This window comes from Microbacterium saperdae, assembly GCF_006716345.1.
GTDB classification, from domain to species: Bacteria; Actinomycetota; Actinomycetes; order Actinomycetales; family Microbacteriaceae; genus Microbacterium; species Microbacterium saperdae.
On the sequence record NZ_VFOX01000001.1, the window covers coordinates 221,817 to 244,939 of the forward strand.

Sequence of the window (23,123 nt, forward strand, 5' to 3'; positions counted from 1 at the left end):
GCGGCTCCGTCTTTCATTCTCTCAGGCGTCGCGGTGCGCGCCGGCGGCCGGGACCACCGTGAACAGGTGCGGGGCGCCGAATCCGGCCTGCGCGAAGGCGTCCTCCACCGCGGCCGACACCGCGTCGACCGCACTCTGCTCGATCAGCGCGATCGCGGCGCCGCCGAATCCGCCGCCGGTCATCCGGGCGCCGATCGCTCCGGCCGCCAGAGCGGCCTCCACCGCGGTGTCGAGCTCGGGCACCGAGATCTCGAAGTCGTCGCGCATCGAGGCGTGCGAGGCGATGAGCAGTTCGCCGATGGCCCGCGCCCCCTGCTCGCGCAGCACGCGCACGGTGTCGAGCACGCGCTGGTTCTCGGTCACGATGTGCCGCACGCGGCGGAACGTGACGTCGTCCATGAGCTCCTCGGCGCGAGGGAGGTCGGCCACCGACACGTCGCGCAGGCTCGAGACGCCCATGACCGCTGCGCCCTTCTCGCACGACGCGCGGCGCTCGCCATAGCCTCCCGTGGAGTGGGCGTGCTTCACGCGCGTGTCCATGACGAGGATCGCGAGGCCGGACGCCGCGGCACCGACCGGCACCGTCTGCGCCTCCAGCGAGCGGCAGTCGAGGAAGATCGCCTCATCCGGCTCGCCGAGCATCGACGCCATCTGATCCATGATCCCGGTCGGCGCTCCGACGGCCTCGTTCTCGGCACGGCGTCCGACGCGGGCGAGCGCCACACGGTCGAGCCCGGCATCCCAGAGGTCGTTCAGAGCGGATGCCGTGGCGCCCTCGATCGCTGCCGAGGAGGAGAGCCCGGCGCCGACGGGCACGTCGGAGGCGATCGCGATGTCGACGCCGTGACCGGAGGCTCCCGCCAGCTGCAGGGCCCAGGCGACGCCCAGGGGGTACGCGGCCCACTCGGGGACAGCGGGCTGCGAGCCCGTGCGGGTGGGGAACAGGGAGACCAGCTCATCGAGTCCGACCTCGACCGCATCATCCGCGAAGGTCGAGGCCACGCGGATGCGTCCGTCATCGCGCGTGCCGACCGCCGCGACCGTGCGGTGCGGAATCGCGAACGGCAGCACGAAGCCCTCGTTGTAGTCGGTGTGCTCGCCGATCAGATTGACGCGACCGGGGGCCGACCACAGTCCGTCCGGCTCGTATCCCGTGAGTGCGCTGAAGAGTGCGCGGGCGCTGTCCTGTGCGGCGGTCATGCGGAGGCCTCCTCGGCGCGGGCGATGGCTTCGCGGATGCGGGCGGCGCCCTGCTCCGGGGTGACCTCGGCGGCCCAGGCCCACATGGCGGCCTCGGAGCCGGCGAGGAACTTGAGCTTGTCTGCGGCCCGACGCGGGCTCGTGAGCTGCAGGTGCAGGCGCACGGTGTCGCGGCCCACGTTCACCGGGGCCTGGTGCCACGCGGCGATGTACGGCGTCGGCGTGTCGTAGAGCGCATCGACGCCGCGCAGCAGACGCAGGTACAGCGGCGCGAGCTCGTCGCGTTCGGCCTCCGACGTCGCCGCGAAGTCGGGAACGTGGCGGTGCGGCATCAGGTGCACCTCCAGGGGCCAGCGGGCCGCGAACGGCACGAAAGCGGTCCAGTGCTCACCGCGGAACACGACACGCTCGGAGGCCTGCTCGAACTCCAGCACGCGGGCGAACAGATCGGGCGCGGTGCGGTCGATCGCCTCGAGCAGACGGGTCGTGCGCGGCGTCACGTAGGGGTAGGCGTAGAGCTGGCCGTGCGGATGCGGCAGGGTCACGCCGATCGCCTCGCCGCGGTTCTCGAACGGGAACACCTGCTCGATGCCCGGCAGCTGCGACAACGCTGCGGTGCGGTCGGCCCAGGCTTCGATCACGGTGCGGGCACGGGTGACGGACTGGGTGCCGAAGGACCCGGAGTGCTCGGGGCTGAAGCACACGACCTCACAGCGTCCGACCGAGGTGCGGGTGCGTCCGAGCCCGAGTGCGGCGAGGTCGTCGAGCCCGCGGGGAGGGTTGCTCGCGGCGGGGGCTGTGCCGAGCGCCTCGGCCAGCGCGGGACCGAACGCAGGGGAGCGGTTCTCGAACACCGCGACGTCGTAGAGCGACGGCACCTCCGACGGGTTCGTCGGGGTCTGCGGCGCGAGCGGGTCGGCGTCGGCGCCGGGCATCATGACGCGGTTCTGGCGGTTCGCGGCGACCGTGATCCAGTCGCCGGTCAGCACGTCGAGGCGCATGGTGGCGGTGTCGGGGCGGGGGTCGAGCGTGCGGGCGTCGACGGCGCGGTCGGGGCCGAGCGTCGAGTCGCGATCGTCGTAGTAGATGATGTCGCGGCCGTCGGACAGCACCGTGGCGCGCTTGACGACACCGCCGCCGAGGGTTTCGGTGCGCATCTCAGGGAGTTCGGGCGTGTTCACGTAAACATGGTACGACTTCGGGCGTGATAACGTCAACATTCCGGAGTCATGGAGAGGGGACGGCAGTGACTGACGACGATCTCGGCCTCGCGCCCGGCCGAGCGCCGCGCCGCCGCCCCGCCACCGGCCGGGTGTCGATGGCCGCTGTGGCCGCACGCGCCGGGGTGTCGGGTCAGACGGTCTCCCGTGTGGTGAACGACAGCCCGCGGGTGGACCCCGCCACGCGTGCCCGGGTCGAGCAGGCGATGTCCGCACTCGGCTACCGTCCGCACCGCGCCGCCCGTGCGCTGCGCACCGGTCGCTCGCAGACCATCGGACTCGTCGTCACGACCCTGGCCACGGTCGGCAACTCCCGCATGCTGCAGGCCACGGCCGAGGCGGCCGCCGAACGCGGGTACGCCCTCACCCTCGTCACGGCGGGGTCGAGCGTGGCCGAGGCCTTCGAGCGGCTCGCCGAGCAGGAGGTCGACGGAGCGATCGTGCTGAACGAGGCATCCGCTCTGGTGCCGGCCGCCGACCGTCCGTCCGGACTCCGTCTGGTCGTGGTCGACGCTCTGGCCGATGCCGGGTTCCACGCCGTGCACAGCGACCACGCCGGGGGTGCCGCGGCCGCGACACGGCATCTGCTCGGTCTCGGGCATGAGGTCGTGCATCATCTCGCGGGCCCCGCCGATTCGTTCGCCGCGACGGAGCGCGAGCGGGGATGGCGTGAGACCCTCACCGCCGCCGGCATCCGCCCGCCCGCCGTGGTGCGGGGAGACTGGAGCGCTGACTCCGGATTCGCCGCGGGCGCGCAGCTCTCCGCCGCGTCTGCGGTCTTCTGCGCGAACGACCAGATGGCGCTCGGGCTGCTCCGCGCCATCGCCGACAGCGGACGGCGGGTTCCGGAGGAGGTCAGCGTCGTCGGCTTCGACGATGTGCCCGACGCGGCGAACTACCGCCCTCCGCTCACCACGATCCGGCAGGATTTCACCGCGCTCGCCCATCGTGCCGTCGCGGCGCTCGTCGCCGACATCGAGGGCGACAGCACCGGGTCGTCGGCGTCGGTCGTCCCCACCGTGCTTCTCGAGCGCGCCAGCACCGCCCGAGGCTGATCTGCCGCACGGCCGCTCCGTTAGGCTCTGGGCTGGGAGGACGCGATGACGCGAGTGGTGCTGGCTCCGGACAGCTTCAAGGGCACGATCACGGCAGCCGACGCGGCGATCGCGCTCGCCGCGGGGTGGGCGTCGGTCGATCAGGGCGCCGAGTTCGTGCACCGGCCGATGGCGGACGGCGGCGAAGGCACGGTCGCCGCGTTCGAGGCGGCGGTCTCGGGTTCCCGGCGCATGCCCGTGACGGTCGACGGCCCTGCGGGAGTCCCGGTCGACACCTTCTGGCTGCTGCTGCCCCCGACCGACGATGCGCCGAACGGGACGGCGGTGGTCGACCTCGGTTCCACCTCGGGCATCGAACTGCTCGACGAGTTGCGTCCCTGGGATGCCGACACCTCCGGCTTCGGGCAGGCCATCGTGGCGGCCCTCGACCACGGCGTCTCGCGGCTCGTGCTCGGCATCGGCTCGAGCGCGTCGACCGACGGCGGCACCGGGATGCTCGCCGCGCTCGGTGCGCGGTTCCTCGACGTGGAAGGTGTCCCGGTCGCGCGTGGTGCGCGGGGGCTCGCGCACATCGCGGCCGTCGACCTCGGTGCGCTGCGCCCTGCGCCCGAGGTGCGAGTGCTCACCGATGTCACGAACCCGTTGACGGGCCCGCGGGGCGCCGCCGCCGTGTTCGGCCCCCAGAAGGGGCTCGTGGACGAGGTCGACAGCGCGCGCGTCGACGACGATCTGGTCCGACTCGCGGCACTGCTCGAGCTCGACGCCGCGCTCCCCGGGGTCGGTGCTGCCGGCGGAACCGGCGGCGCGCTGGTGGTGTGGGGCGGTGTGCTCGCGCCCGGCGCAGCCGAGGTGGCGGAACTCATCGGGCTCGCCGCCGCCATCGCCGACGCGGACGTCGTCATCACGGGCGAAGGCTCCTACGACGGACAGTCCGGTGACGGCAAGGTGCCCTCGTTCCTGGCGTCCCTTGCGGTCGACGCAGGAGCGCGGGCGATGCTGGCCGCCGGTCGCATCACAGCGGATTCCGACACGTCATTGTTCGCGGCATCCGCATCGCTCACCGACCTCGCCGGCTCCTCCGCCGCGGCCCTCGCCGAGCCGGCGCAGTGGTTGCGCGCGGCCGGGGCCGCTCTCGCCCGATCCGCGCGCTGACCCGCCTCGGGCGCGCATCCGATCCGACACCCGGGAAAAGAACGCGCCGGTAGCGCACAGCCTGCGCAGGCCACCAGGGCCGCATTGCCGCCGTCGCCGCGGAGCGTGCCTGTGATCGCCCGTGATCCTGGGGATGCGCCCAGGATGCGGCGTTGCATGGACCGGAATCCGTCATCACGCGTATGGTTCGCTCTCTGCTACGCTCAGGCCAGAATACTGGTTCCTCCATCGAATGGAGTGGGCCGACTGTCGCTCGATCCTGGGGAGATTGTCCGTGAGCCGCGTCCACGCACTCCGTCCTGCCGCACTGCCCGATTCCGCCACGGGGCTCTGGTCCCGCGTGCTGCGCACCGGAACAGTTCTCGTTACCGCGCTCGCGCTCGTCGCCGGGTCTGCCGTGCCGGCGGCAGCGGCCGAGTCCGCCTCCGCCGCGCCCGTGGTCGCTGCCGCGGCTGCCCCCGACCTGGTCAGCGATGACCCCGCCGTCGTCTCACCCGCACACGGCGCGCAGGTGACCACGACCGTGGTCGACGGTCCTGTTGCCGAGACGCCGTCGGACGACGATGCCACCGCCGATGTCCCTGCAGTGCAGGCCCCCTCGACGCAGGCGCGTGCCGCCGCAGCCGCAGTGGGGGACATCCCCGAGGAGACCTACGGCGAGGTGGTGACGGTCACCGTCTCCGGGCGCTTCGTGACACCCGCCGGCGCGGCGGCCTCCGGGGTGACGCTCGTGGCCGAGCCGATGTACGGCGACGGGCCGGGGGCGATCGGACAGGTGACGACCGGCGCGAACGGCACGTTCACGCTCAACGCCAAGACAGCGCGTCCGTTCCGGCTCGTGGTGCGTCCGGGCGACGGATACGTGATGGGCTCGATCAGTCAGCAGGGGAAGATCCTGCCCGGCACCTGGGCGGAGGATGCATGGCTCCTCGAGCCCAAGGCTGCCGTCTCCACGCTCGGGGACATCGCCCTCATCGCGGGGCAGAAGGTCTCCGGCTCCGTCACGGTGACGGGACCTCTGTCGGCGTCGGAGGCTCAGCTGCGGTTGGACTCCGACACGGCATCGTTCGAGACGTCGCTGTCGGTCAAGACCGGCACGACTGCCTGGTCCCTGACCGTTCCGAAGGGGACGTACCGGGCCATCGTGGACATCTACTCCGCAGGCGTGACCGCCTATCACGGCGGCACGACCGCGGCCACGGCGAAGGCGATCGTCGTGAACGGCGCAGTGACCGGCATCGGCATCGGCATCACGATCTCTTCGCGCACTGTCTCCGGAACCCTCAAGGACGGAGCGGGAAAGCCCGTCGAGGGTGCCTACGTGTCGCTGTCTCCGCGCGAGTTCGTCGAGGGCAACACGTCTCGTTGGGCGACTTCGGGGGCGGATGGCAAGTACACGCTGATCAACGTCCTTCCTGGTGCCTACACCCTCAGCTTCCAGAGCGGCGGCCCGACCACGTACTGGCCAGGCGTCGACAACTGGTCGGCGGCCGAGACGATCACCGTGACCTCGGCCACCGGATCGCTCAGCGGCTACGACGGCATCCTCAAGGCAGGGGTGCGCATCTCCGGCACCTCGAAGAACCCCGACGGCACACCGCGTGAGGGAGACATGATCTTCTTCAGCAAAGACGGTGTGATGGTCACGTCCACGCAGACGGCAGCCGACGGCACTTACTCGTCCTGGGCCCTGCCGGCAGGCGAGTACACCGTGGGCCGGGGCGAGCCCGGGTTCATGTCCGAACCCGTCCAGTGGTACGACGGCAAGCGCTCCGCCGAGACGGCGGATCTCGTGCGGGCCACGACGGATGGAGCGACCTACAACGGCATCAACTTCGTTGCCGTCAAGGGCGGGACGATCAGCGGGACCGTGTCGTTCGCGAACAAGACGGCAGTGGAGGGCGCCACGGTGTCGGTCTTCCGTGCGCACCAGACGTCGAACCCGGTCGCCACGGCGACCACGGATGCGCAGGGCAAGTACACGATCGGCTCTCTCACGCGGGACAACTACGTGGTCAAGGTGACCTCGGGAACCAGCGGCGTCGTCGACGTCTGGTTCGGAGCGACGACGACCGATCCCGCGCCCGTCGTGATCGATCTCGGGATCGACGCCACCTTCACGGCCGACATCACGGCTGTCCTCGGCGGCACCATCCGCGGAACTCTGACGCCGATGGTGGGGGGAGACACGCATTGGGTCTCCCTGAGTCGGCCCGACGGTTCGGAGTATCGATCGATCGCGGTGCCGACGGTCGACGGATCCGCTGTGCCGTGGGAGGTCGCGGGTCTGACGCCCGGCACCTGGATCGCGTACACCGGTGACACGTACTGGGATGGCAAGACGCAGATGAGCGATGCCACACCGATCACCGTCGTTGCGAACAAGGTGTCCGCGGGCATCAACCTCGATCTCCGCAAGGACGTCGCCGTCAGCGGGACGGTCGCGGCGACCGACAGTTCGGTGATCAGCCGCGTCACGACCGTGTTGGAGCGTCAGTACGGTGACTGGTGGTCCCAGGTCGAGCAGCGGGAGTCCTCCAGTACGCAGTTCGCCTTCGCGGCCGCACCCGGCACCTATCGCGTGACCGTGATCCCGACGGACCCGGAGGGCAATGCACTCCGGCAGGCGGTCTCCGCGCCGTTCGTCGTCGTGGCCGGCAAGCCCACGGTCCTGGCTCTCTCGACGCAACGTGGATGGGTGCTCAGCGGTCGGGTCACGGATGCGGCGAGCGGGGCCCCGGTCGCCGGTGCGGCTGTGCAGGCGAACGCGCCTGACGCGTACCGATGGGGATTCACCCAGACGCAGACTGATGGCACGTTCCGGCTCGCGGTCGGCGTGCGCGGATCATGGGACATCACGGTGGCGAACACGTCCACGACCTTCGTCCCCTCGACGCGCCGGGTCACGGTCGCTGAGACCGACGTCTCGAACATCGCCTTCGCGCTGGCGAAGGGGCAGACCCTCAGCGGCCGCGTCTCGGCCGAGAACAACGGCAACTCGCTCGCGGGGATCTCGGTCGATGTGCGGGACGCGTCGGACCGCAGCGTCGCTTCGGCCAGCACAGCCGGGGACGGCACGTACACGACAACGGCCCTGCCGAACGGCACGTACACCGTGCGTTTCGCGAACTGGAGCGGGCTCTACATCGAGGAATGGTGGAAGGACGCCACGAGTCAGTCCTCCGCCACCACGGTGACCGTCGCAGGGAAGACGATCACCGGCGTCGATGCGTCGATGCGTCTCGGCGGTGTCGTCGTCGGTTCGGTGATGGGCACCGACGGCGAACCGCTCGTCGGTGCCACGGTCGGTCTGGCCACGCTGCCGGCCACCGGGATCAACGCCCTCTTCGCCCCGTTCGCCGAGGCGTTCGGCGCTCAGCCCGCCGGAACTCTTCTCGGGGTCGAGACGCTGACGGACGCCGGTGGCAACTACACGCTCCCGCCGGTCGAGGCAGGCACCTACGCGCTGTACGTATACTCGGCCGCGACCGGAACGACCTGGTACAACGGCAAGTCGACGCTGAGCGGCGCCGATCCCGTGCAGGTCTCGGCGGGTGGCACCGCATCGGTGTCCCTCTCGATGCGCCCCTTGGGCAACGGTGAGGATCCGCGCACGCCGGAGCAGTCGATCAGCGACGAGTTCCTCATCCAGCGGCACCCCGCGAACGAGTCGGTCACCGCGGGCGACCCCGCAGTCTTCCAGGCGTCGGCTTCGGGTCTTCCGGCACCGACCGTGCAGTGGGAACGCAGCAAGGCGGGCGGTGCCTGGACGGCGATCCCGGGTGCGACGAACCTGGCGGTGGTGCTGACCACCGTGATCGGCGACAACGGAACCAAGGTTCGCGCGGTCTTCACGTCGGCAGGCGTGAAGAAGACGACGAACGAGGCGACGCTCACGGTGACGGCGAAGCCCGTCTCGCCGTCGGCGCCCAAGGCGCCCGTGGCGTCGAAGGTGCAGGCGACGACCGCCCAGCTCGATTGGACGGCCCCGGCAACGGGCGGTTCGCCGATCACCGGCTACACGGTCAAGCTGTACACCGGCGCGCAGCTGGTGCGAGAGATCGCGGTCACCGGAGAGACGGTCTCGCTGAGCGACCTCGCCGGTGAGACGGCGTACACCGCATCTGTCACGGCGAAGAACGCCGTCGGCAGCAGCGCCGAGTCCGCGAAGGTGACGTTCACCACCACCAAGCCGGCCACGGCTCCGGGCGCCCCCACGGGTGTCACGGCAGTCGCGGGCAACGCGCAGGCGGCGGTGTCGTGGAAGGCTCCGGCGTCCAACGGCGGGTCGGCGATCACGGGCTACACCGTGACGGCGTCGCCGGGTGGCAAGACGGTCACGACCTCGGGTGCGACGACCGGGACGGTCACCGGGCTCACCAACGGCACGGCGTACACGTTCACGGTCACGGCGACGAATGCAGCGGGCACGTCTGCGGCATCGACGGCGTCGACCGCGGTGACTCCCGTCGCCCCGTCGACCGCTCCGGGCGCCCCCACGGGCGTCACGGCAGTCGCGGGCAACGCGCAGGCGGCGGTGTCGTGGAAGGCTCCGGCGTCCAACGGCGGGTCCGCGATCACGGGCTACACCGTGACGGCGTCGCCGGGCGGTAAGACGGCCACGACCACCGGTGCCCTCACCGCAACGGTTCCGGGGCTGACGAACGGCACGGCGTACACGTTCACGGTCAAGGCCACGAACGCGATCGGCTCGTCTGCGGCGTCTGCGGCCTCGGCGGCGGTCACTCCGACGACGGCACCCACTGCCCCCGCAGCTCCGACCGCGGTGACGGCGGTGGCGGGGAACGCGCAGGCGGTCGTGTCGTGGACGGCCCCGGCCTCGAACGGCGGGTCCGCGATCACGGGCTACACCGTGACGGCGTCTCCCGGCGGCAAGACCGCGACGACCACGGGTGCGACGACGGCGACGGTCACCGGCTTGACCAACGGCACGGCATATACGTTCACGGTCAAGGCCACGAACGCGATCGGCTCGTCTGCGGCGTCCGCGGCTTCGGCCGCGGTCACTCCGAAGGCGCCCGACACGTCGCCGGCGGTTTCGCGTCAGGCGGGTCAGTCGCGGTGGGATACGTCTGTGGCGGTGTCGAAGGCGTCGTTCCCGACGGCGGGTGTGCCGGTGGTGTACATCGCGAACGGGATGAACTTCCCTGACGCGTTGGCTGGTGCGGCTGCGGCGGGTCATCTGGGTGGTCCGGTGCTGTTGACGGAGTCGACGAAGTTGCCGGATGTGGTGGCGGCGGAGTTGGCGCGGTTGAAGCCTCAGCGCATCGTCGTCCTGGGTGGTTCGGGTGTCGTCTCCGATGCCGTGATGGCCAAGGCTGGGTCGTATGCGAAGGGCGCGGTTTCGCGTCAGGCGGGTCAGTCGCGGTGGGATACGTCTGTGGCGGTGTCGAAGGCGTCGTTCCCGACGGCGGGTGTGCCGGTGGTGTACATCGCGAACGGGATGAACTTCCCTGACGCGTTGGCTGGTGCGGCTGCGGCGGGTCATCTGGGTGGTCCGGTGCTGTTGACGGAGTCGACGAAGTTGCCGGATGTGGTGGCGGCGGAGCTGGCGCGGTTGAAGCCTCAGCGGATCGTCGTCCTGGGTGGTTCGGGTGTCGTCTCCGATGCCGTGATGACCAAGGCCGGGTCGTATGCGAAGGGCGCGGTTTCGCGTCAGGCGGGTCAGTCGCGGTGGGATACGTCTGTGGCGGTGTCGAAGGCGTCGTTCCCGACGGCGGGTGTGCCGGTGGTGTACATCGCGAACGGGATGAACTTCCCTGACGCGTTGGCTGGTGCGGCTGCGGCGGGTCATCTGGGTGGTCCGGTGCTGTTGACGGAGTCGACGAAGCTGCCGGATGTGGTGGCGGCGGAGTTGGCGCGGTTGAAGCCTCAGCGGATCGTGGTGCTGGGTGGTTCGGGCGTCGTCTCGGACGCCGTGATGGCCAAGGTCAACAGCTACGTCGTGAAGTGATTCAGCGGGTCGGGGCGGGAGCGGTGGAGATGATCCGCCGCTCCCGCCCCGACTGCTGAGCCCCGCCTGATCAGCGCATGAGGTTCGAGCGGTACTCGGACGGCGTCTGACCCGTCCACCGGCGGAAGGCCAGCGTGTAGCCGTTCGGGCTGAAGCCCATAGCGCGCGCCACCGTCGCCACCGGTTCTCCCGCACGCAGCGGGACGATCGACAGTTCCAGTCGGAACAGGGTGGTCCATTCCGAGTACGGTGAGCCGGTCTCCGCGAGGAACGCGCGGCGGATCGTGGCCACCGAGGCATGCAGTCGGTGCGACCATTCCGTGAGGGGAGGGACCGCCGCCGGGGCGAGCCGCAGATGCTCCATCACAGGTCGGGTCAACGGCCCGGTGGGCAATCGGAGCGGCCGGCGCAACGCCGGAGAGTTCCGTACCGCGACGGCGATGCGTGTCTCACGATCACGGTTGCGCGCGTGGTCGTTGTCGCGCGCCCAAGCCAGCAGCAGGGCTCTCAGCTCGGCGTCGATGGCCACCAGGCGCGTCTCCTGCGGCAGGGATGCCTCGTCGAGGTCGATCGCCAGCGGCAGCAGGTCGGCGGCGAACACCCCGGAGTGCAGGACGCGCGGTGGTACCCAGATCGCGGTCGCCGTGTCGAAGGCGCAGTCCTGCTCGTCGATGCGCAGCACGCCGGACCCCGTGATGGCCGTCACGAGCTGCCCGCTGGCGTGCAGATGCGGGGGATGCCCCCAGTGTTCGACCTCGTCCGCTTCGGTCTCGACGGCGGCTGAGCGCTCCATGGGGTTCCTCGATCGCTGAGTGGGAGGACGGGTACTTAGGTAAGCCTACGCTCAACACGTGCCCTCAGATCCTGCCCTCCTGCCGCGGGCCCCGCTGACGCTGGACGACCGGCTTCTCACGCAGGTCAGCACCCGCGGTCGACGACGGGTGCTCGGACTCCTCGGACTGCTCGCTCTCACCGCAATCGGTGTCGTGCTGAGCTTCGCTCTGGGCGCTCGTCACATCGCGCCGGGAGTGGTCGTGGAGACGCTTCTCGGCCTCCGGCCCGCCGATGACTACGAGACGCTCGTGATCGTCACCGAGCGGATGCCCCGCGCGCTTCTGGCACTGCTGGTGGGCGCGAGTCTGGGATGCTCGGGCGTCATCATGCAGGCGCTGACCCGGAATCCGCTCGCCGACCCGGGGGTGCTGGGCATCGAGCTCGGAGCGGCGTTCGCGGTGCTGCTCGGCATCCTGTTCTTCGGCGTGCGGGGGGCATCATCCTACTTCTGGTGGGCTCTCGCCGGATCTGCCGTCACCGCGTGCATCGTGCTCGCGATCGCGCGACTGGCTCGTCTCGCCGCGAGCGCGACGATCAGCCTGGTGATCGCGGGTGCGGCGCTGTCGGCGATCCTCGGTTCCCTGATCACGCTCCTGATCGTGCGTGACACGGCCGTGTACGCGCATTACAACTACTGGTCGGTCGGGCAGTTGAACGGTCGGGCCGGCGTGATCGACGAGATCTGGCCGTTCGCGCTGGCGGGGCTCCTGCTCGCCGTGCCGCTCGGCCGCCCCCTGAACGCCTTGGCCCTGGGCGACGAGGTCGCCGAGGGGCTCGGCCTGGCCGTGGGGCGGTGGCAGCTCTTCGGCGCCGTGACCGCCGTGGTGCTGTGCGCGGCCGCGACAGCTGCGGTCGGCCCCGTCGCGTTCGTCGGGCTGCTCGGTGCACACACGGCCCGCCTGCTTGTGGGCGGCGACCACCGCTGGCTGCTCCCCTACGGGGCGCTGTGCGGCGCGGTGCTCCTGCTGCTCGCCGACGTCGCCTGCCGGCTGATCCCGGGCAATGGGGAGCTGCAGGTCGCCATCGCCACGGCCGTGATCGGCGCTCCCGTGTTCGTGGCACTGGCCCGCGGTCGCAAGGTGGTGCCGGCGTGACGGATGCGCTGCTCCCCCTGCTGGTGCGCGAGCGCCGACGTGACCGCACGCGCTCCGCGCTCGTCTGCCTCGTGCTGAGTGTGGCGATCCTCGCCTTCGCCGCGGCCGAGATCCTCGCCGGCTCCGCCGACATCGCGCTGGACGACATGATCCCCGCGGCTTTCGGGCAGGGGGAGGGGCTGGCTGCGTACGTGGTCTTCGAGACCCGCGTTCCGCGCGCTCTCGTGGCCCTGCTGTCCGGCGCACTCTTCGGGCTCGCCGGGCATCTGTATCAGCGGCTGGTGGGCAACGTGCTGGCGACCCCCGACATCCTGGGCATCTCCGCTGGTGCGTCCGCCGCGGCCACCGCCGTCCTCACGCTCGGAGCGGTCGGGATCGGCGTGCAGGTGAGCGCGGTCGTCGGTGCGGTCGGCGTCGCCGCGCTGGTGTTCCTGCTCAGCTGGCACCGCGGGGTCAGCCCGTACCGACTCGTGCTGGTCGGCATCGGCATCGGCGCCTGCGCGAGCGCGGTCACGACCTATCTCGTCACCCGTGCGGACGAGATGAGTGTCGAGCGGGCGTTGCGGTGGATGATCGGCTCGCTCAGCGGTGCGGACTGGGCCGGGGTCTGGGTGCTTCTGCTCACGCTCGCGGTCGGCGCAGTACTGCTGCTGTTCGCCTCCCGCGGCCTGCGCACCTTCGCCCTCGGCGACGACCTCGCCGCCGCCCTCGGCACCCGCGTCTCGCGCCTGCGGTTCGGGTCGCTGCTGCTCGGGGCGGGACTCGCCGCCGTCGCGACCAGCATCACGGGACCGATCGGCTTCGTCGCCCTCGTCGCCGGCCCGCTCGCGGCGCGGCTGGTTCGCCGCACGGATGCCGCCGTCGCCGCGGCGCTGGTCGGTGCGGTGATCGTGGTCGCCGCCGACCTCATCGCTCAGACGGCCCCCTTCATCTCGCCGGTGCCCACCGGAAGCATCACCGCTGTGATCGGCGCTCCAGCGCTGATCTACCTGCTCGTCCACGGCCGGAGGAGATCATGACAGCCGTCCCACCCATCGCCGAGGACCGCTCTGACGGCCCGCATTCCGACATCCTCCGCGCCGAGGCGATCCGCGTCGGCTACGACACGCGCGTCGTGATCGACGGGTTGGACGTCGGCTTCCCTGTCGGCTCGATCACGGCGCTGGTCGGGCCGAACGCCAGCGGCAAGTCGACCCTCCTCAAGGCCCTCGCGCGACTGCTCCCGCTCCAGGCCGGCCAGGTGCTGCTGGACGGTGCCGCGCTGCAGACGATGTCGAGTCGCGTCATCGCACAGAGGCTGGGCGTGCTGCCGCAGAGCCCCCTTGCGCCCGAGGGGATCACGGTCGCCGACCTCGTGTCCCGCGGACGTCACCCGCACGGTCGTCTCCTGCGCCGTTCGGGGGTGGACGACCTGCGGGTCGTGGCGGATGCCCTGGTCGTCACCGGCACGGCGGAACTCGCGGATCGCCCCGTCGAGTCGCTCTCCGGCGGGCAGCGTCAGCGCGTCTGGATCGCGATGGCGCTCGCGCAGCAGACGTCCCTGCTGCTGCTGGACGAGCCGACGACGTACCTCGACATCGCGCATCAGATCGAGGTGCTCGATCTGCTCGCCGATCTGCGCGCCGCAGCGTCCAAGACCATCGTCATGGTGCTCCACGACCTCGAACAGGCCGCTGCATACGCCGATCGCCTTCTCGTGCTGAGCGAGGGGCGGCTGGTCGCCGAAGGACCACCGCGCGAGGTGCTCACCGAGCAGCTCGTGCAGGACGTGTTCGGCCTGCGCTCCCGCATCATCCCCGACCCGGACACCGGAACCCCGTTGATCCTTCCCCGAGGGCGACACTCGTCCTCGCCGACACCCCAGGAGATCCCATGAGAACCCTCATCCGCACGACCGCCGCCGTGGCCGCGGTGCTCGTCTCGGCTGCCGCCCTCGCGAGCTGCTCGACCTCGGCGGAGACGGAGGCCTCCGGCGAGTGCGGCGTGTTCCCGTACACGCTGGCGCATGCGTTCGGCAGCAGTGCCTTCGAGGAGTCGCCTGAGCGGATCGCGGTGGTCACCGACGTCGACCTCGACATCGCGATCGCGCTGGGCGTCGAGCCGGTCATCTACCCCGGCTACGAACTGGGTGCCTGGCAGCAGGAGGCCTTCGACGAACGCGGCCTGCAGCTCGACAGCTACGACCCCGCCGACGGCATCGACTTCGAGGCCATCGCCGCGTCGAAGCCCGATGCGATCCTCGCGACGAGCGGATGGAGCCTCGACGAGGACTACGAGAAGCTCTCGGCCATCGCTCCGGTCATCGCGTACACGACCGAGGACGGCCTCGACGCGATGACCTGGGCCGACCGCACCGAACTCGCCGGCTGCGCGCTCGGGATCCCCGAGAAGGCGGATGCCGCGATCGAGGGGGTCGGAGACGCGTTCGCCGCCGCGGCCGCTGCGCATCCGGAGTTCGCGGGCAAGACCATCACGTACGCCGTGATCCACCCCGACCAGATCACGTACTCGTCGTATCAGGGGAGCGACGTCAGCTTCTTCACCGACCTCGGCTTCACGCTGCCCGAGATCGCCGCGGAGTTCACGGGCGACAACGCCGGCCTCAGCAAGGAGAACATCGACAAGCTCGAAGCCGACGTGCTCGTGATCGGCTACCCGTTCGGTGACGAAGGGCTGCTCACTCGCAGCGAACTCGAGTCCGATCCCCTGTTCCAGAGTCTCGACGTCGTGAAGCGCGGTGCGTACGGCGTCATCGGTGACGACGTCGCGTCGCCGATCGCGTATCCGTCGCCGCTGGGTCTGCCGTGGGCGTTGGATGCCGTCGCGCCGGTGCTCGCCACCGCGGCGAAGTAGGAGGGACGACGTGGCGCGCAGCATCCGTCCTTCGTTGATCGAGCCGATCACCCTGCGGGAACTCTCGGTCATCGATGCCTTCGACATCTCGGCGAGCATGCGTCGGATCGTGCTGGGCGGCCCCCAGCTGGCCGGCTTCCGCACGGCAGAGCACGACCTCCCCGCGCTGGTGACGAGCGGCTTCGACGACGAGATCAAGGTGTTCTTCGCGGATCCGGTGACGGGTGAGCTGCACCTGCCGATCCAGCGCGACCGGGTGATCGAGTGGCCGCGGGATCCGCGTCCCGTCGCCCGCACCTACACGGTGCGTTCCTTCGATGCCGAGAGCGGGCGGCTCGAGCTCGATTTCGTGCTGCACGGCACCGGCGTCGCCTCCACCTGGGCACGCTCATGCGACGTGGGCGACCGCATCCACATCGCGGGGCCGAAGATGTCGCTGCTGCATCCGCAGGGCGCCGACTGGTTGCTGATCGCGGGCGACGACACCGCGATCCCGGCCATCGCGCGCTGGGTGGAGGAGCTGCCGGCGGGTACGCCGGCAGAGGTGTTCATCGAGGTGGGCGGGCCCGGCGACGAGCAGGAGATCGAGGCGCGCGAAGGAGTGACCATCACGTGGGTGCACCGCGGGCCGGTACCGGCCGGCACCACCACGCACCTGGCGGATGCCGTGCGGGCGATGCCCTGGCGCGACGGTGCTCCGTTCGCCTGGGTCGCCGGTGAGACGCTGTCGATCAAGCCGATCCGGCGATGGCTGCGCGAGGACCGCGGGCTCTCGCCCGATCGGGTCGAGGTGACCGGATACTGGCGTCGCACGGAGGTCGACGAACTGGAAGGCACCGGGGGACTCCCCGATCCCGACAGCGAGGTCGATCTGATCGACCGCATGCACGAGCTCGTCGACCCGCTCCCTTCGCGGGCGATCCGGGTGGCCGTCACGCTCGGGCTGATCCCGCTGATCCGTCAGGGGCGGACGACCGCCGCGGAGCTCGCGTCCGCCGTCGGTGTGGATGCCGTGGCGCTGCACAAGCTGCTGCGCTACCTCGCGACCATCGAGGTGCTCGAGGAACGGGAGGGCGGCGGACTCGCGGTCACCGCTTTCGGAGCCGTGCTCGATGACGACGAGGTGAGCGAGGAACTCGACCTGCGTCATCCGGTCGGCGGTCTGGTGCGGGTGTTCGACGGGCTGCTGGCAGCGATCGAGACGGGAGCCCCGGTCGCCGCGGCGACGCTCGGGGGGAACCTCGACGATCTCGCGGAGGGGTCCGCGACGGTGGCGGCCGGGATCGAGGAGGCGGCGTCCGCAGAGCTGGAGTGGTTGCGGCCGGCGTTCGCCCGGGAGTACACCTTCGCCGCGGGGGAACAGGTCACGGCCGGCGGTGCCGGAGCAGCCACGCTCCTGGCCGACGCCCTGTCATCGGATCAGGCCCCTGCGCTCACGCTGATGGTGCGGGCGGCGCGGGCGACCGCCGCGGTGGACGCCCTGCCCGAGGCCGCGCGGGCGCGCGTGCAGGTGCATGCGGGTGATGCCACCGGCACCTGGCCCGAGGCGCGCGCGGTCGTGCTCGGCGGGGCGCTCAGCACGCTGCCGGATCAGGATGCCGTACGCGCACTGCAACGGGCGCGGGCCGCGGTGCTGCCGGGCGGCCGGATGCTGGTGGTCGAGCACCTGCTGGTCCCGGAGGAGATCGACGATCACGATGCCGCGGAGGACCTGCAGCTGTTCTGCCTGCACGGCTCCGGGTTCCGCACGCGCGACGAGGTGCTCGCGCTGATCGCCGCCGCGGGCATCGAGGTCGCCAGGGAGCGGACGATCGGCTGGGGCGAGCCGGTGTTCGAGATCGACGGCTAGGCGTCGCCTGCCGTGGTGTCAGCCGCCGAGCGCGGCTGACACCACAGCACGCGCCTCGGCCTGCACCTCGGCGAGGTGCTCCGGGCCGCGCAGGCTCTCGGCGTAGAGCTTGTACACGTCTTCGGTGCCGGAGGGGCGCGCGGCGAACCACGCGTGCTCGGTCTGCACCTTCAGGCCGCCGATCGCCGCACCGTTGCCCGGCGCGTGCGAGAGCTTCGCGGTGATCTCCTCGCCGGCCAGCGTCGTCGCCGACACCGACTCGGGGGCGAGCTTGCCGAGGGTCGCCTTCTGCTCGGGTGTCGCCGGAGCATCCACGCGCTGATACGCGGAGGAGCCGAAGGCGGCCTCGAGCTCGGCGTACCGCTCCGAGGGGGTTTTGCCGGTCACGGCGATGATCTCGGCGGCGAGCAGGCAGAGCAGGATGCCGTCCTTGTCGGTCGACCAGACCGATCCGTCCTTGCGCAGGAACGAGGCGCCGGCGGACTCCTCGCCGCCGAACGCGACCGAGCCGTCGAGCAACCCGGGGACGAACCACTTGAACCCGACGGGCACTTCGAGCAGACGTCGACCGAGCGACTCCGCGACGCGGTCGATGATCATCGACGACACCAGCGTCTTGCCGATCGCGGCGTCGCGCGGCCACTCGGCGCGGTGCGAGAACAGGTAGTCGATCGCGACGGCCAGGTAGTGGTTCGGGTTCATGAGTCCGGCATCCGGGGTGACGATGCCGTGCCGGTCGGCGTCGGCGTCGTTGCCCGTGAGCACGTCGAAGTCGCCCTTCTTCGCGACCAGCGAGGCCATCGCCGACGGCGAGGACGGATCCATGCGGATCTTCTCGTCCCAGTCGAGCGTCATGAAGCGCCAGGTCGGGTCGACCTCGGGGTTCACGACTGTCAGGTCGAGGTCGTAGACCTCCTTGATGAGCGACCAGTACTCGACGGATGCTCCGCCCAGCGGGTCGGCGCCGATGCGCACACCGGCGCGACGGATCGCGTCGACGTCGATGATGGTGCCCAGATCGCGCACGTAGGAGTCGCGGAAGTCGTAGCCCGTGATCGCGTCCCAGTCGACGTCGCCGAAGCGCTCGCGCTTGACGCCTTCGAGACCGTTCGCGATGAGCTCGTTCGCGCGGTCGGCGATCCAGCCCGTGGCATCCGTGTCGGCCGGTCCACCGTGCGGGGGGTTGTACTTGAAGCCGCCGTCGCGCGGCGGGTTGTGGGAGGGCGTCACCACGATGCCGTCGGCGCGGCCGGGCGCGTCAGCGGCGAGGGCGCGGTTGTGGGTGAGGATCGCGTGGCTGAGCGCCGGGGTCGGCACCCAGGAATCGCGGGAGTCGACGCGCACGTCCACGCCGTTCGCGAGCAGCACCTCGATCGCCGTGCGCTCCGCGGGCAGCGAGAGCGCGTGCGTGTCCCTGCCGAGGAAGAGCGGACCGGTGATGCCCTGCCCCGCCCGGTAGTCCACGATCGCCTGCGTCGTGGCGAGGATGTGGTTCTCGTTGAAGCTGCCCGACAGCGATGACCCGCGGTGGCCGCTGGTGCCGAAGGCCACGCGCTCGGAGGCGACATCGGGCTTCGGGATGCGGTCGTAGTAGGCGGCGATCAGCTCGTCGACATCGATGAGGTCAGTGTCCTCCGCGGGGAGGCCGGCACGGCTCGTCATGCACACAGTCTGCCCCCGATCCCGCTGCAGGCGAAACTTCGGTTTCCCTGCTCGCGGGGAGGGCTAAGGTGAAACGCGTGACTGAACGCCGTACCTACAGCTATCTCGGCCCCGCCGGAACCTTCACGGAAGCGGCACTCGATCAGGTCGCAGAGGCTCGCGGTCAGCAGTGGCGTCCCGTGCACAACGTCGGCGAAGCGCTGGCCGACGTACTCGAGGGGCGCAGCTTCGCGGCCATGATCGCGATCGAGAACTCCATCGAGGGTGGTGTCTCCACCACGCAGGATGCTCTCGCGACGCTGCCCGGTCTTCGCATCATCGGCGAGTACCTGGTGCCGGTGAACTTCGTACTGGTCGCCCCGCGCGGCACCACGCTCGACCAGGTGCAGGTCATCGCCGCCCACCCGGTCGCCTACGCCCAGTGCCACGGGTGGCTCGGCGCGCACGTGCCCTCGCACTCGCACGTGCCCGCGGCGAGCAATGTGGCCTCCGCCATCGGCGTGCTCGACGGCACGCTCCCGGCGCAGGCGGCGATCGCCGCCCCCGGCATCGTGAACCACTACGACGTCGACGTGCTGGCCACCGACATCGGCGACAACGCGCAGGCCGTCACGCGGTTCGTCCTCGTGACCCGCACGACCACTCCGCCCGCACCGACCGGAGCCGACAAGACCTCGCTGATCGTGGAGTTGCCGCACGACCACCCCGGATCGCTCCTCGAGATGCTCGAGCAGTTCTCGACCCGCGGCATCAACCTCTCGCTCATCGAGTCGCGACCGATCGGCGACGAGCTCGGTCGATACCGCTTCGTGATCGACGCCGACGGACACATCGAGCACGAGCGGATGGCGGATGCGATGCTCGGCATCCGCCGCTTCAGCCCGCGCGTGGTGTTCCTCGGCTCATACCCGCGCGCCGATCGCCAGATCGTGCACTACCCGGAGCGCTACGCCGACGACGTGTTCGTCGAGGCGCGCGACTGGCTGCGCGGCATCCTCAGCGGCGAACCCGCAGAGTGACCGCTCGCCGGTAGCGGCGCTGTCTCCGGAGTCAGTGCTCCTGGAACAGCGGCCAGGCGCTGCCCGGGATCATCCGGGCGTGCAGCGCCCCCTTCGCGGAAGCGAGACTCGGATACGTGCCCGCAGGCCCGTCCGCTCCCGCCATCGTGACCTGATAGCCCTCGTCGTCGTGGCGGATGCTGCCGACCACACCGTTCGTGCCGTAGGCGACCCAGAGTGCGAGTGTCTTGGTGGTGCTCATCGTCGAACCCCTCTCTGAGCCCGAGGCTACGCCCGTCGCCCGCGGATGACCAGGCCCCTTGACAGTGGCCCGAATCCGGGTCAGAGAGCGGCGGCGACGAGTTCCAGCGTCTGGGCGCGGCCGGCGGCGGATGACTTCGGCTCGGCCTCGTACGCACCGGCGACGGGGGAGAGCATGACCTCGTCGACGCCGTAGCGTGTGGCGAAGTCGCGCACCTCGGCGGCGACCGACTCTCCGGTGCCGACGAACCAGCGCGATCGCGCGCCCTGCACGACCTGATCGGTGGCGGCATCCGCGTCGGCGATGCCCGCGGCGATCGCCTCCTCCACGGTCTCGAGTGCGGTGAGCGGCTTGTTCAGACGCAGCCGCGCCATCATCCGCAGCTGGGGGAGTGCGCGGGCCTCCGCCTCCTCCACGGTCGGCGACGCCACCGCGTTGACGGTGAGGAAGGTGCGCGGCTCCGGGTGCTCCTCGCTCGGCTGGTAGCCGGTGCGGTACAGGTCGAGCGCGCGCTCCAGACCCTGGCCGGAGAAGTGATTCGCGAACACATACGGCAGGCCCTGCGATGCCGCGAGCTGTGCGGAGTAGTCGCTCGATCCGAGCAGCCACACCTCCGGCACCCCGGTCGCGGCCGGGGTCGCGCGCACGGTGTACTCGCCACCCGAGGTGAAACGCACGGTCGCACCGTCGCCCGAGAGCAGCGCCGCGATGTCCTGCACGTGGCGGGGGAACTGTTCGACGTCGCTCGTCGTCCCCGAACCGCGCAGCAGCTGCGTGATCACGGGGTCGCTGCCGGGCGCCCGCCCGAGACCGATGTCGATGCGTCCCGGCGCGATGGCCTCGAGGGCGGCGAACTGCTCTGCCACGATCAGCGGCGAGTGGTTGGGCAGCATGACGCCACCCGAGCCCAGTCGGATCCGGTTCGTGCGGGTCGCTGCGGCGGCGATCAACAGCGGAGGAGTCGTGGATGCCACGGCGGGCATGTTGTGGTGCTCGGCGAACCAGTAGCGGCGATAGCCGAGCCGGTCGGCCGCCTCCGCGAGGGAGAGGGAGGCGGCGATGGCCTCGGTGCTGGTCTGACCGGTGCGCACCGGCACGAGGTCGAGGACGGAGAGAGCTGTATCGGACATCCCCTTCTGCAACGCGCGTTCCCGGCGCCGCATTCCCCACTACCGTGGAGGCATGGAAGCCGGGATCTTCTACGTCCTCGTCGGAGCAGTAGCCGTCGCCGCATTCGCGCGATGGCGAGGATGGCCGGCACCCCTGCTGGTGACGGTCGTCGCGCTCGCGTCATCGTTCCTGTGGTTCGTGCCCGATCTCGACATCGACGGCCACGTGCTCCTCAGCCTCGTGCTCCCGCCGCTGCTGTACTCGGCTGCGCTCGACGTCTCCTTCGTCGGCTTCAAGCGCAGCCTGCCGCAGATCCGTCGCCTGGGCATCTGGCTCGTGCTGATCACGGCGCTCGCGGTGGGCTTCGTCGCCTGGTGGATCATGCCGTCGTTGACTCTGCCGGGCGCACTGCTCCTCGGCGCGATCGTCGCCCCGCCGGATGCGGTCTCGGCCGCGGCGATCGGACGCAAGCTCGGACTGCCGCGCCGCATCATGACCGTGCTCTCGGGCGAGAGCCTGATCAACGACGCGACATCGCTCACGCTCTACCGGGTGTTCGCGGCGATCCTCGCCGGTCAGACGATCTCGGTCTGGGGCGGCGTCGGACAGTTCCTGATGGCCGTCGTCATCGGCGTCGTGATCGGCCTGGTCTTCGGCATCGTGCTGCACCAGCTGCGCATGCGCATCAGCGACCCGGTCGTGATCGGCACGTTCGGACTGCTCGCCCCGTTCGGTGCGTACGCGATCGCCGAGCATCTGCTCGGCTCGGGTGTGCTCGCCGTCGTCGCGATGGGGCTCTACGTCGGCTTCAACTCTCCGCGCACGGACTACACGACCCGTCAGCAGGAGAAGCCGCTGTGGCTCTCGGCCGACCTCCTGCTGGAGAGCTTCGTGTTCGCGTACATCGGCCTGCAGTTCCCGCGCGTCCTGCGCGACCTGGGCAGCGAGTCGGTCGAGCAGATCCTGATGCTGTCCGGAGCCGTGCTGCTGGTCGTGCTCGTCGTGCGGCCCCTGTACATCTATCCCACGAGTGCCTGGGCGAACTTCCAGGACCGCAAGCGGCTCGAACGCTGGGACCGCGGCGTCGAGTCGGGGGAGTTCGAGAAACGGCATCGCAAGAGTCGTCGCTGGGACAAATACACGGCGGACGAGCTGCGCACCCATATCGTGCGCGAGCAGATGGCGGGTCTCCAGCTCACCGGGAAGGACAGCGCGGTCATCTCCTGGGCCGGCATGCGAGGGGTGGTCACCCTGGCGATCGCACTCGCCGCAGCCGACCTCGCGACCCTCGACGCCGAGGCCTCGCACGCGATCGTGGTGGTCGCCTTCATCGTGACGGTCGGCACGCTCCTGCTGCAGGGACTCACGCTGCCGCTCCTCATCCGTCGCCTGGGCATCGAGGGCGACGTCGACCACGAGGACGACGAGCGTGCCCTGGCCGCCGTCAGGGAGAAGAGCCGCGAGGCCGGAAAGGCGTATCTCGCCGAGAAGCGCGTGGAATGGGAAGAGAAGTACGGGGCGGTCGACCTGAGCGTGTTCGACGCGTTCACGAAGCGCATGAGTCGGGTGGAGAAGGACACGGATGCCGCGCAGGAGGTCGAGGACACCGTGCCCCGGCCGTCGTACGAGGACCTCGTCGCCCTGTCGCGGGGGTGGCTGCAGGTGCGGCGCGAGATCCTGCTGCAGGAGCGCGACGCCGGTGAGCTCGACGAGGAGCTGATGCGCGAGCTGATCGCCGCGATGGATGCCGAGGAGCTCGCGCTCGACACCCGCGGCGCGACCCGCCAGCCGGGCCGCGCCTAGTACCGGCGCCGAGACCCACCGCCCTCCGGGCCGCGCCCGCCGCAGCATCCGCCGCCG

16 protein-coding genes are annotated in these 23,123 nt (G+C 70.6%); 10 read left to right on the plus strand and 6 right to left on the minus strand.

Features of this window, described 5'->3' with window-relative positions; all coding sequences use genetic code 11:
• Positions 1 to 21: 21 nt before the first annotated feature.
• Together galK and galT are read right to left on the minus strand one after the other, a co-directional pair.
• A complete protein-coding gene (gene galK / locus FB560_RS01030) occupies positions 22 to 1,200 on the minus strand; it encodes a galactokinase (protein WP_141870666.1) in 1,179 nt (392 codons plus the stop codon).
• Positions 1,197 to 2,357: a galactose-1-phosphate uridylyltransferase gene (galT, locus tag FB560_RS01035; protein WP_141873058.1), complete on the minus strand. Its 1,161-nt coding sequence runs from the start codon at positions 2,355 to 2,357 to the stop codon at positions 1,197 to 1,199. The genes galK and galT overlap by 4 nt, the downstream gene beginning before the upstream one ends.
• 161 nt (positions 2,358 to 2,518) lie before the next feature.
• Between galT and FB560_RS01040 the strand changes: the two genes are divergently transcribed.
• From FB560_RS01040 to FB560_RS01050, 3 genes are all read left to right on the plus strand, one after another.
• A complete protein-coding gene (locus FB560_RS01040; RefSeq protein ID WP_141873059.1) occupies positions 2,519 to 3,475 on the plus strand; it encodes a LacI family DNA-binding transcriptional regulator in 957 nt (318 codons plus the stop codon).
• Between the two features lie 45 nt (positions 3,476 to 3,520).
• Positions 3,521 to 4,627: a glycerate kinase gene (locus FB560_RS01045; RefSeq protein WP_141870667.1), complete on the plus strand. Its 1,107-nt coding sequence runs from the start codon at positions 3,521 to 3,523 to the stop codon at positions 4,625 to 4,627.
• A gap of 274 nt (positions 4,628 to 4,901) precedes the next feature.
• Positions 4,902 to 10,601: a fibronectin type III domain-containing protein gene (locus FB560_RS01050; RefSeq protein WP_141870668.1), complete on the plus strand. Its 5,700-nt coding sequence runs from the start codon at positions 4,902 to 4,904 to the stop codon at positions 10,599 to 10,601.
• A gap of 70 nt (positions 10,602 to 10,671) precedes the next feature.
• Here FB560_RS01050 and FB560_RS01055 read toward each other — a convergent pair whose 3' ends face one another.
• Positions 10,672 to 11,394, minus strand: coding sequence for a helix-turn-helix transcriptional regulator (locus tag FB560_RS01055; RefSeq protein WP_141870669.1), 723 nt, complete (start codon positions 11,392 to 11,394; stop codon positions 10,672 to 10,674).
• Between the two features lie 58 nt (positions 11,395 to 11,452).
• Between FB560_RS01055 and FB560_RS01060 the strand changes: the two genes are divergently transcribed.
• The 5 genes from FB560_RS01060 to FB560_RS01080 are packed head-to-tail and all read left to right on the plus strand — an operon-like array spanning position 11,453 to position 17,231.
• Entirely contained in the window at positions 11,453 to 12,529 is a 1,077-nt protein-coding gene (locus tag FB560_RS01060) for a FecCD family ABC transporter permease (RefSeq protein WP_211349930.1), read from the plus strand.
• Positions 12,526 to 13,548 (plus strand): FecCD family ABC transporter permease, encoded by a 1,023-nt coding sequence (locus FB560_RS01065; RefSeq protein WP_170198000.1) that lies wholly within the window; start codon positions 12,526 to 12,528, stop codon positions 13,546 to 13,548. The genes FB560_RS01060 and FB560_RS01065 overlap by 4 nt, the downstream gene beginning before the upstream one ends.
• Positions 13,545 to 14,405 (plus strand): ABC transporter ATP-binding protein, encoded by an 861-nt coding sequence (locus FB560_RS01070; protein WP_141870671.1) that lies wholly within the window; start codon positions 13,545 to 13,547, stop codon positions 14,403 to 14,405. The genes FB560_RS01065 and FB560_RS01070 overlap by 4 nt, the downstream gene beginning before the upstream one ends.
• Entirely contained in the window at positions 14,402 to 15,382 is a 981-nt protein-coding gene (locus FB560_RS01075; RefSeq protein ID WP_141870672.1) for an ABC transporter substrate-binding protein, read from the plus strand. Before FB560_RS01070 ends, FB560_RS01075 begins: the two co-directional genes overlap by 4 nt.
• 10 nt (positions 15,383 to 15,392) lie before the next feature.
• Complete coding sequence (locus FB560_RS01080) at positions 15,393 to 17,231, plus strand: siderophore-interacting protein (protein ID WP_170198001.1); 1,839 nt, start codon at positions 15,393 to 15,395, stop codon at positions 17,229 to 17,231.
• A gap of 18 nt (positions 17,232 to 17,249) precedes the next feature.
• On the opposite strand, the gene pgm is transcribed toward FB560_RS01080, so the two are convergent.
• The gene (gene pgm, locus FB560_RS01085) at positions 17,250 to 18,893 is read right to left on the minus strand and encodes a phosphoglucomutase (alpha-D-glucose-1,6-bisphosphate-dependent) (RefSeq protein ID WP_141870674.1); all 1,644 of its coding nucleotides are present in this window, start codon (positions 18,891 to 18,893) and stop codon (positions 17,250 to 17,252) included.
• A gap of 68 nt (positions 18,894 to 18,961) precedes the next feature.
• On the opposite strand from pgm, the gene pheA reads away from it, so the two are divergent.
• Positions 18,962 to 19,912, plus strand: a complete 951-nt coding sequence (gene pheA, locus FB560_RS01090) for a prephenate dehydratase (protein WP_141870675.1) — start codon at positions 18,962 to 18,964, stop codon at positions 19,910 to 19,912.
• 31 nt (positions 19,913 to 19,943) lie between these two features.
• Here the strand turns inward: pheA and FB560_RS01095 are convergent, their stop codons facing one another.
• Together FB560_RS01095 and FB560_RS01100 are read right to left on the minus strand one after the other, a co-directional pair.
• Entirely contained in the window at positions 19,944 to 20,153 is a 210-nt protein-coding gene (locus tag FB560_RS01095) for a methyltransferase (protein ID WP_141870676.1), read from the minus strand.
• 80 nt (positions 20,154 to 20,233) lie between these two features.
• A complete protein-coding gene (locus tag FB560_RS01100; RefSeq protein ID WP_141870677.1) occupies positions 20,234 to 21,283 on the minus strand; it encodes an LLM class flavin-dependent oxidoreductase in 1,050 nt (349 codons plus the stop codon).
• Positions 21,284 to 21,335: 52 nt separating this feature from the next.
• On the opposite strand from FB560_RS01100, the gene FB560_RS01105 reads away from it, so the two are divergent.
• The gene (locus FB560_RS01105; RefSeq protein ID WP_141870678.1) at positions 21,336 to 23,066 is read left to right on the plus strand and encodes a cation:proton antiporter; all 1,731 of its coding nucleotides are present in this window, start codon (positions 21,336 to 21,338) and stop codon (positions 23,064 to 23,066) included.
• Positions 23,067 to 23,123: the final 57 nt, after the last annotated feature.

Bases quoted from the DNA above. Each gene is read 5' to 3' on its own strand.
- galK (WP_141870666.1), bottom strand. From the start codon at position 1,200: ATGACCGCCGCACAGGACAGCGCCCGCGCACTCTTCAGCGCACTCACG.
- galT (WP_141873058.1), bottom strand. From the start codon at position 2,357: ATGCGCACCGAAACCCTCGGCGGCGGTGTCGTCAAGCGCGCCACGGTG.
- FB560_RS01040 (WP_141873059.1), top strand. From the start codon at position 2,519: ATGGCCGCTGTGGCCGCACGCGCCGGGGTGTCGGGTCAGACGGTCTCC.
- FB560_RS01045 (WP_141870667.1), top strand. From the start codon at position 3,521: ATGACGCGAGTGGTGCTGGCTCCGGACAGCTTCAAGGGCACGATCACG.
- FB560_RS01055 (WP_141870669.1), bottom strand. From the start codon at position 11,394: ATGGAGCGCTCAGCCGCCGTCGAGACCGAAGCGGACGAGGTCGAACAC.
- FB560_RS01070 (WP_141870671.1), top strand. From the start codon at position 13,545: ATGACAGCCGTCCCACCCATCGCCGAGGACCGCTCTGACGGCCCGCAT.
- FB560_RS01075 (WP_141870672.1), top strand. From the start codon at position 14,402: ATGAGAACCCTCATCCGCACGACCGCCGCCGTGGCCGCGGTGCTCGTC.
- pgm (WP_141870674.1), bottom strand. From the start codon at position 18,893: ATGACGAGCCGTGCCGGCCTCCCCGCGGAGGACACTGACCTCATCGAT.
- FB560_RS01095 (WP_141870676.1), bottom strand. From the start codon at position 20,153: ATGAGCACCACCAAGACACTCGCACTCTGGGTCGCCTACGGCACGAAC.
- FB560_RS01100 (WP_141870677.1), bottom strand. From the start codon at position 21,283: ATGTCCGATACAGCTCTCTCCGTCCTCGACCTCGTGCCGGTGCGCACC.
- FB560_RS01105 (WP_141870678.1), top strand. From the start codon at position 21,336: ATGGAAGCCGGGATCTTCTACGTCCTCGTCGGAGCAGTAGCCGTCGCC.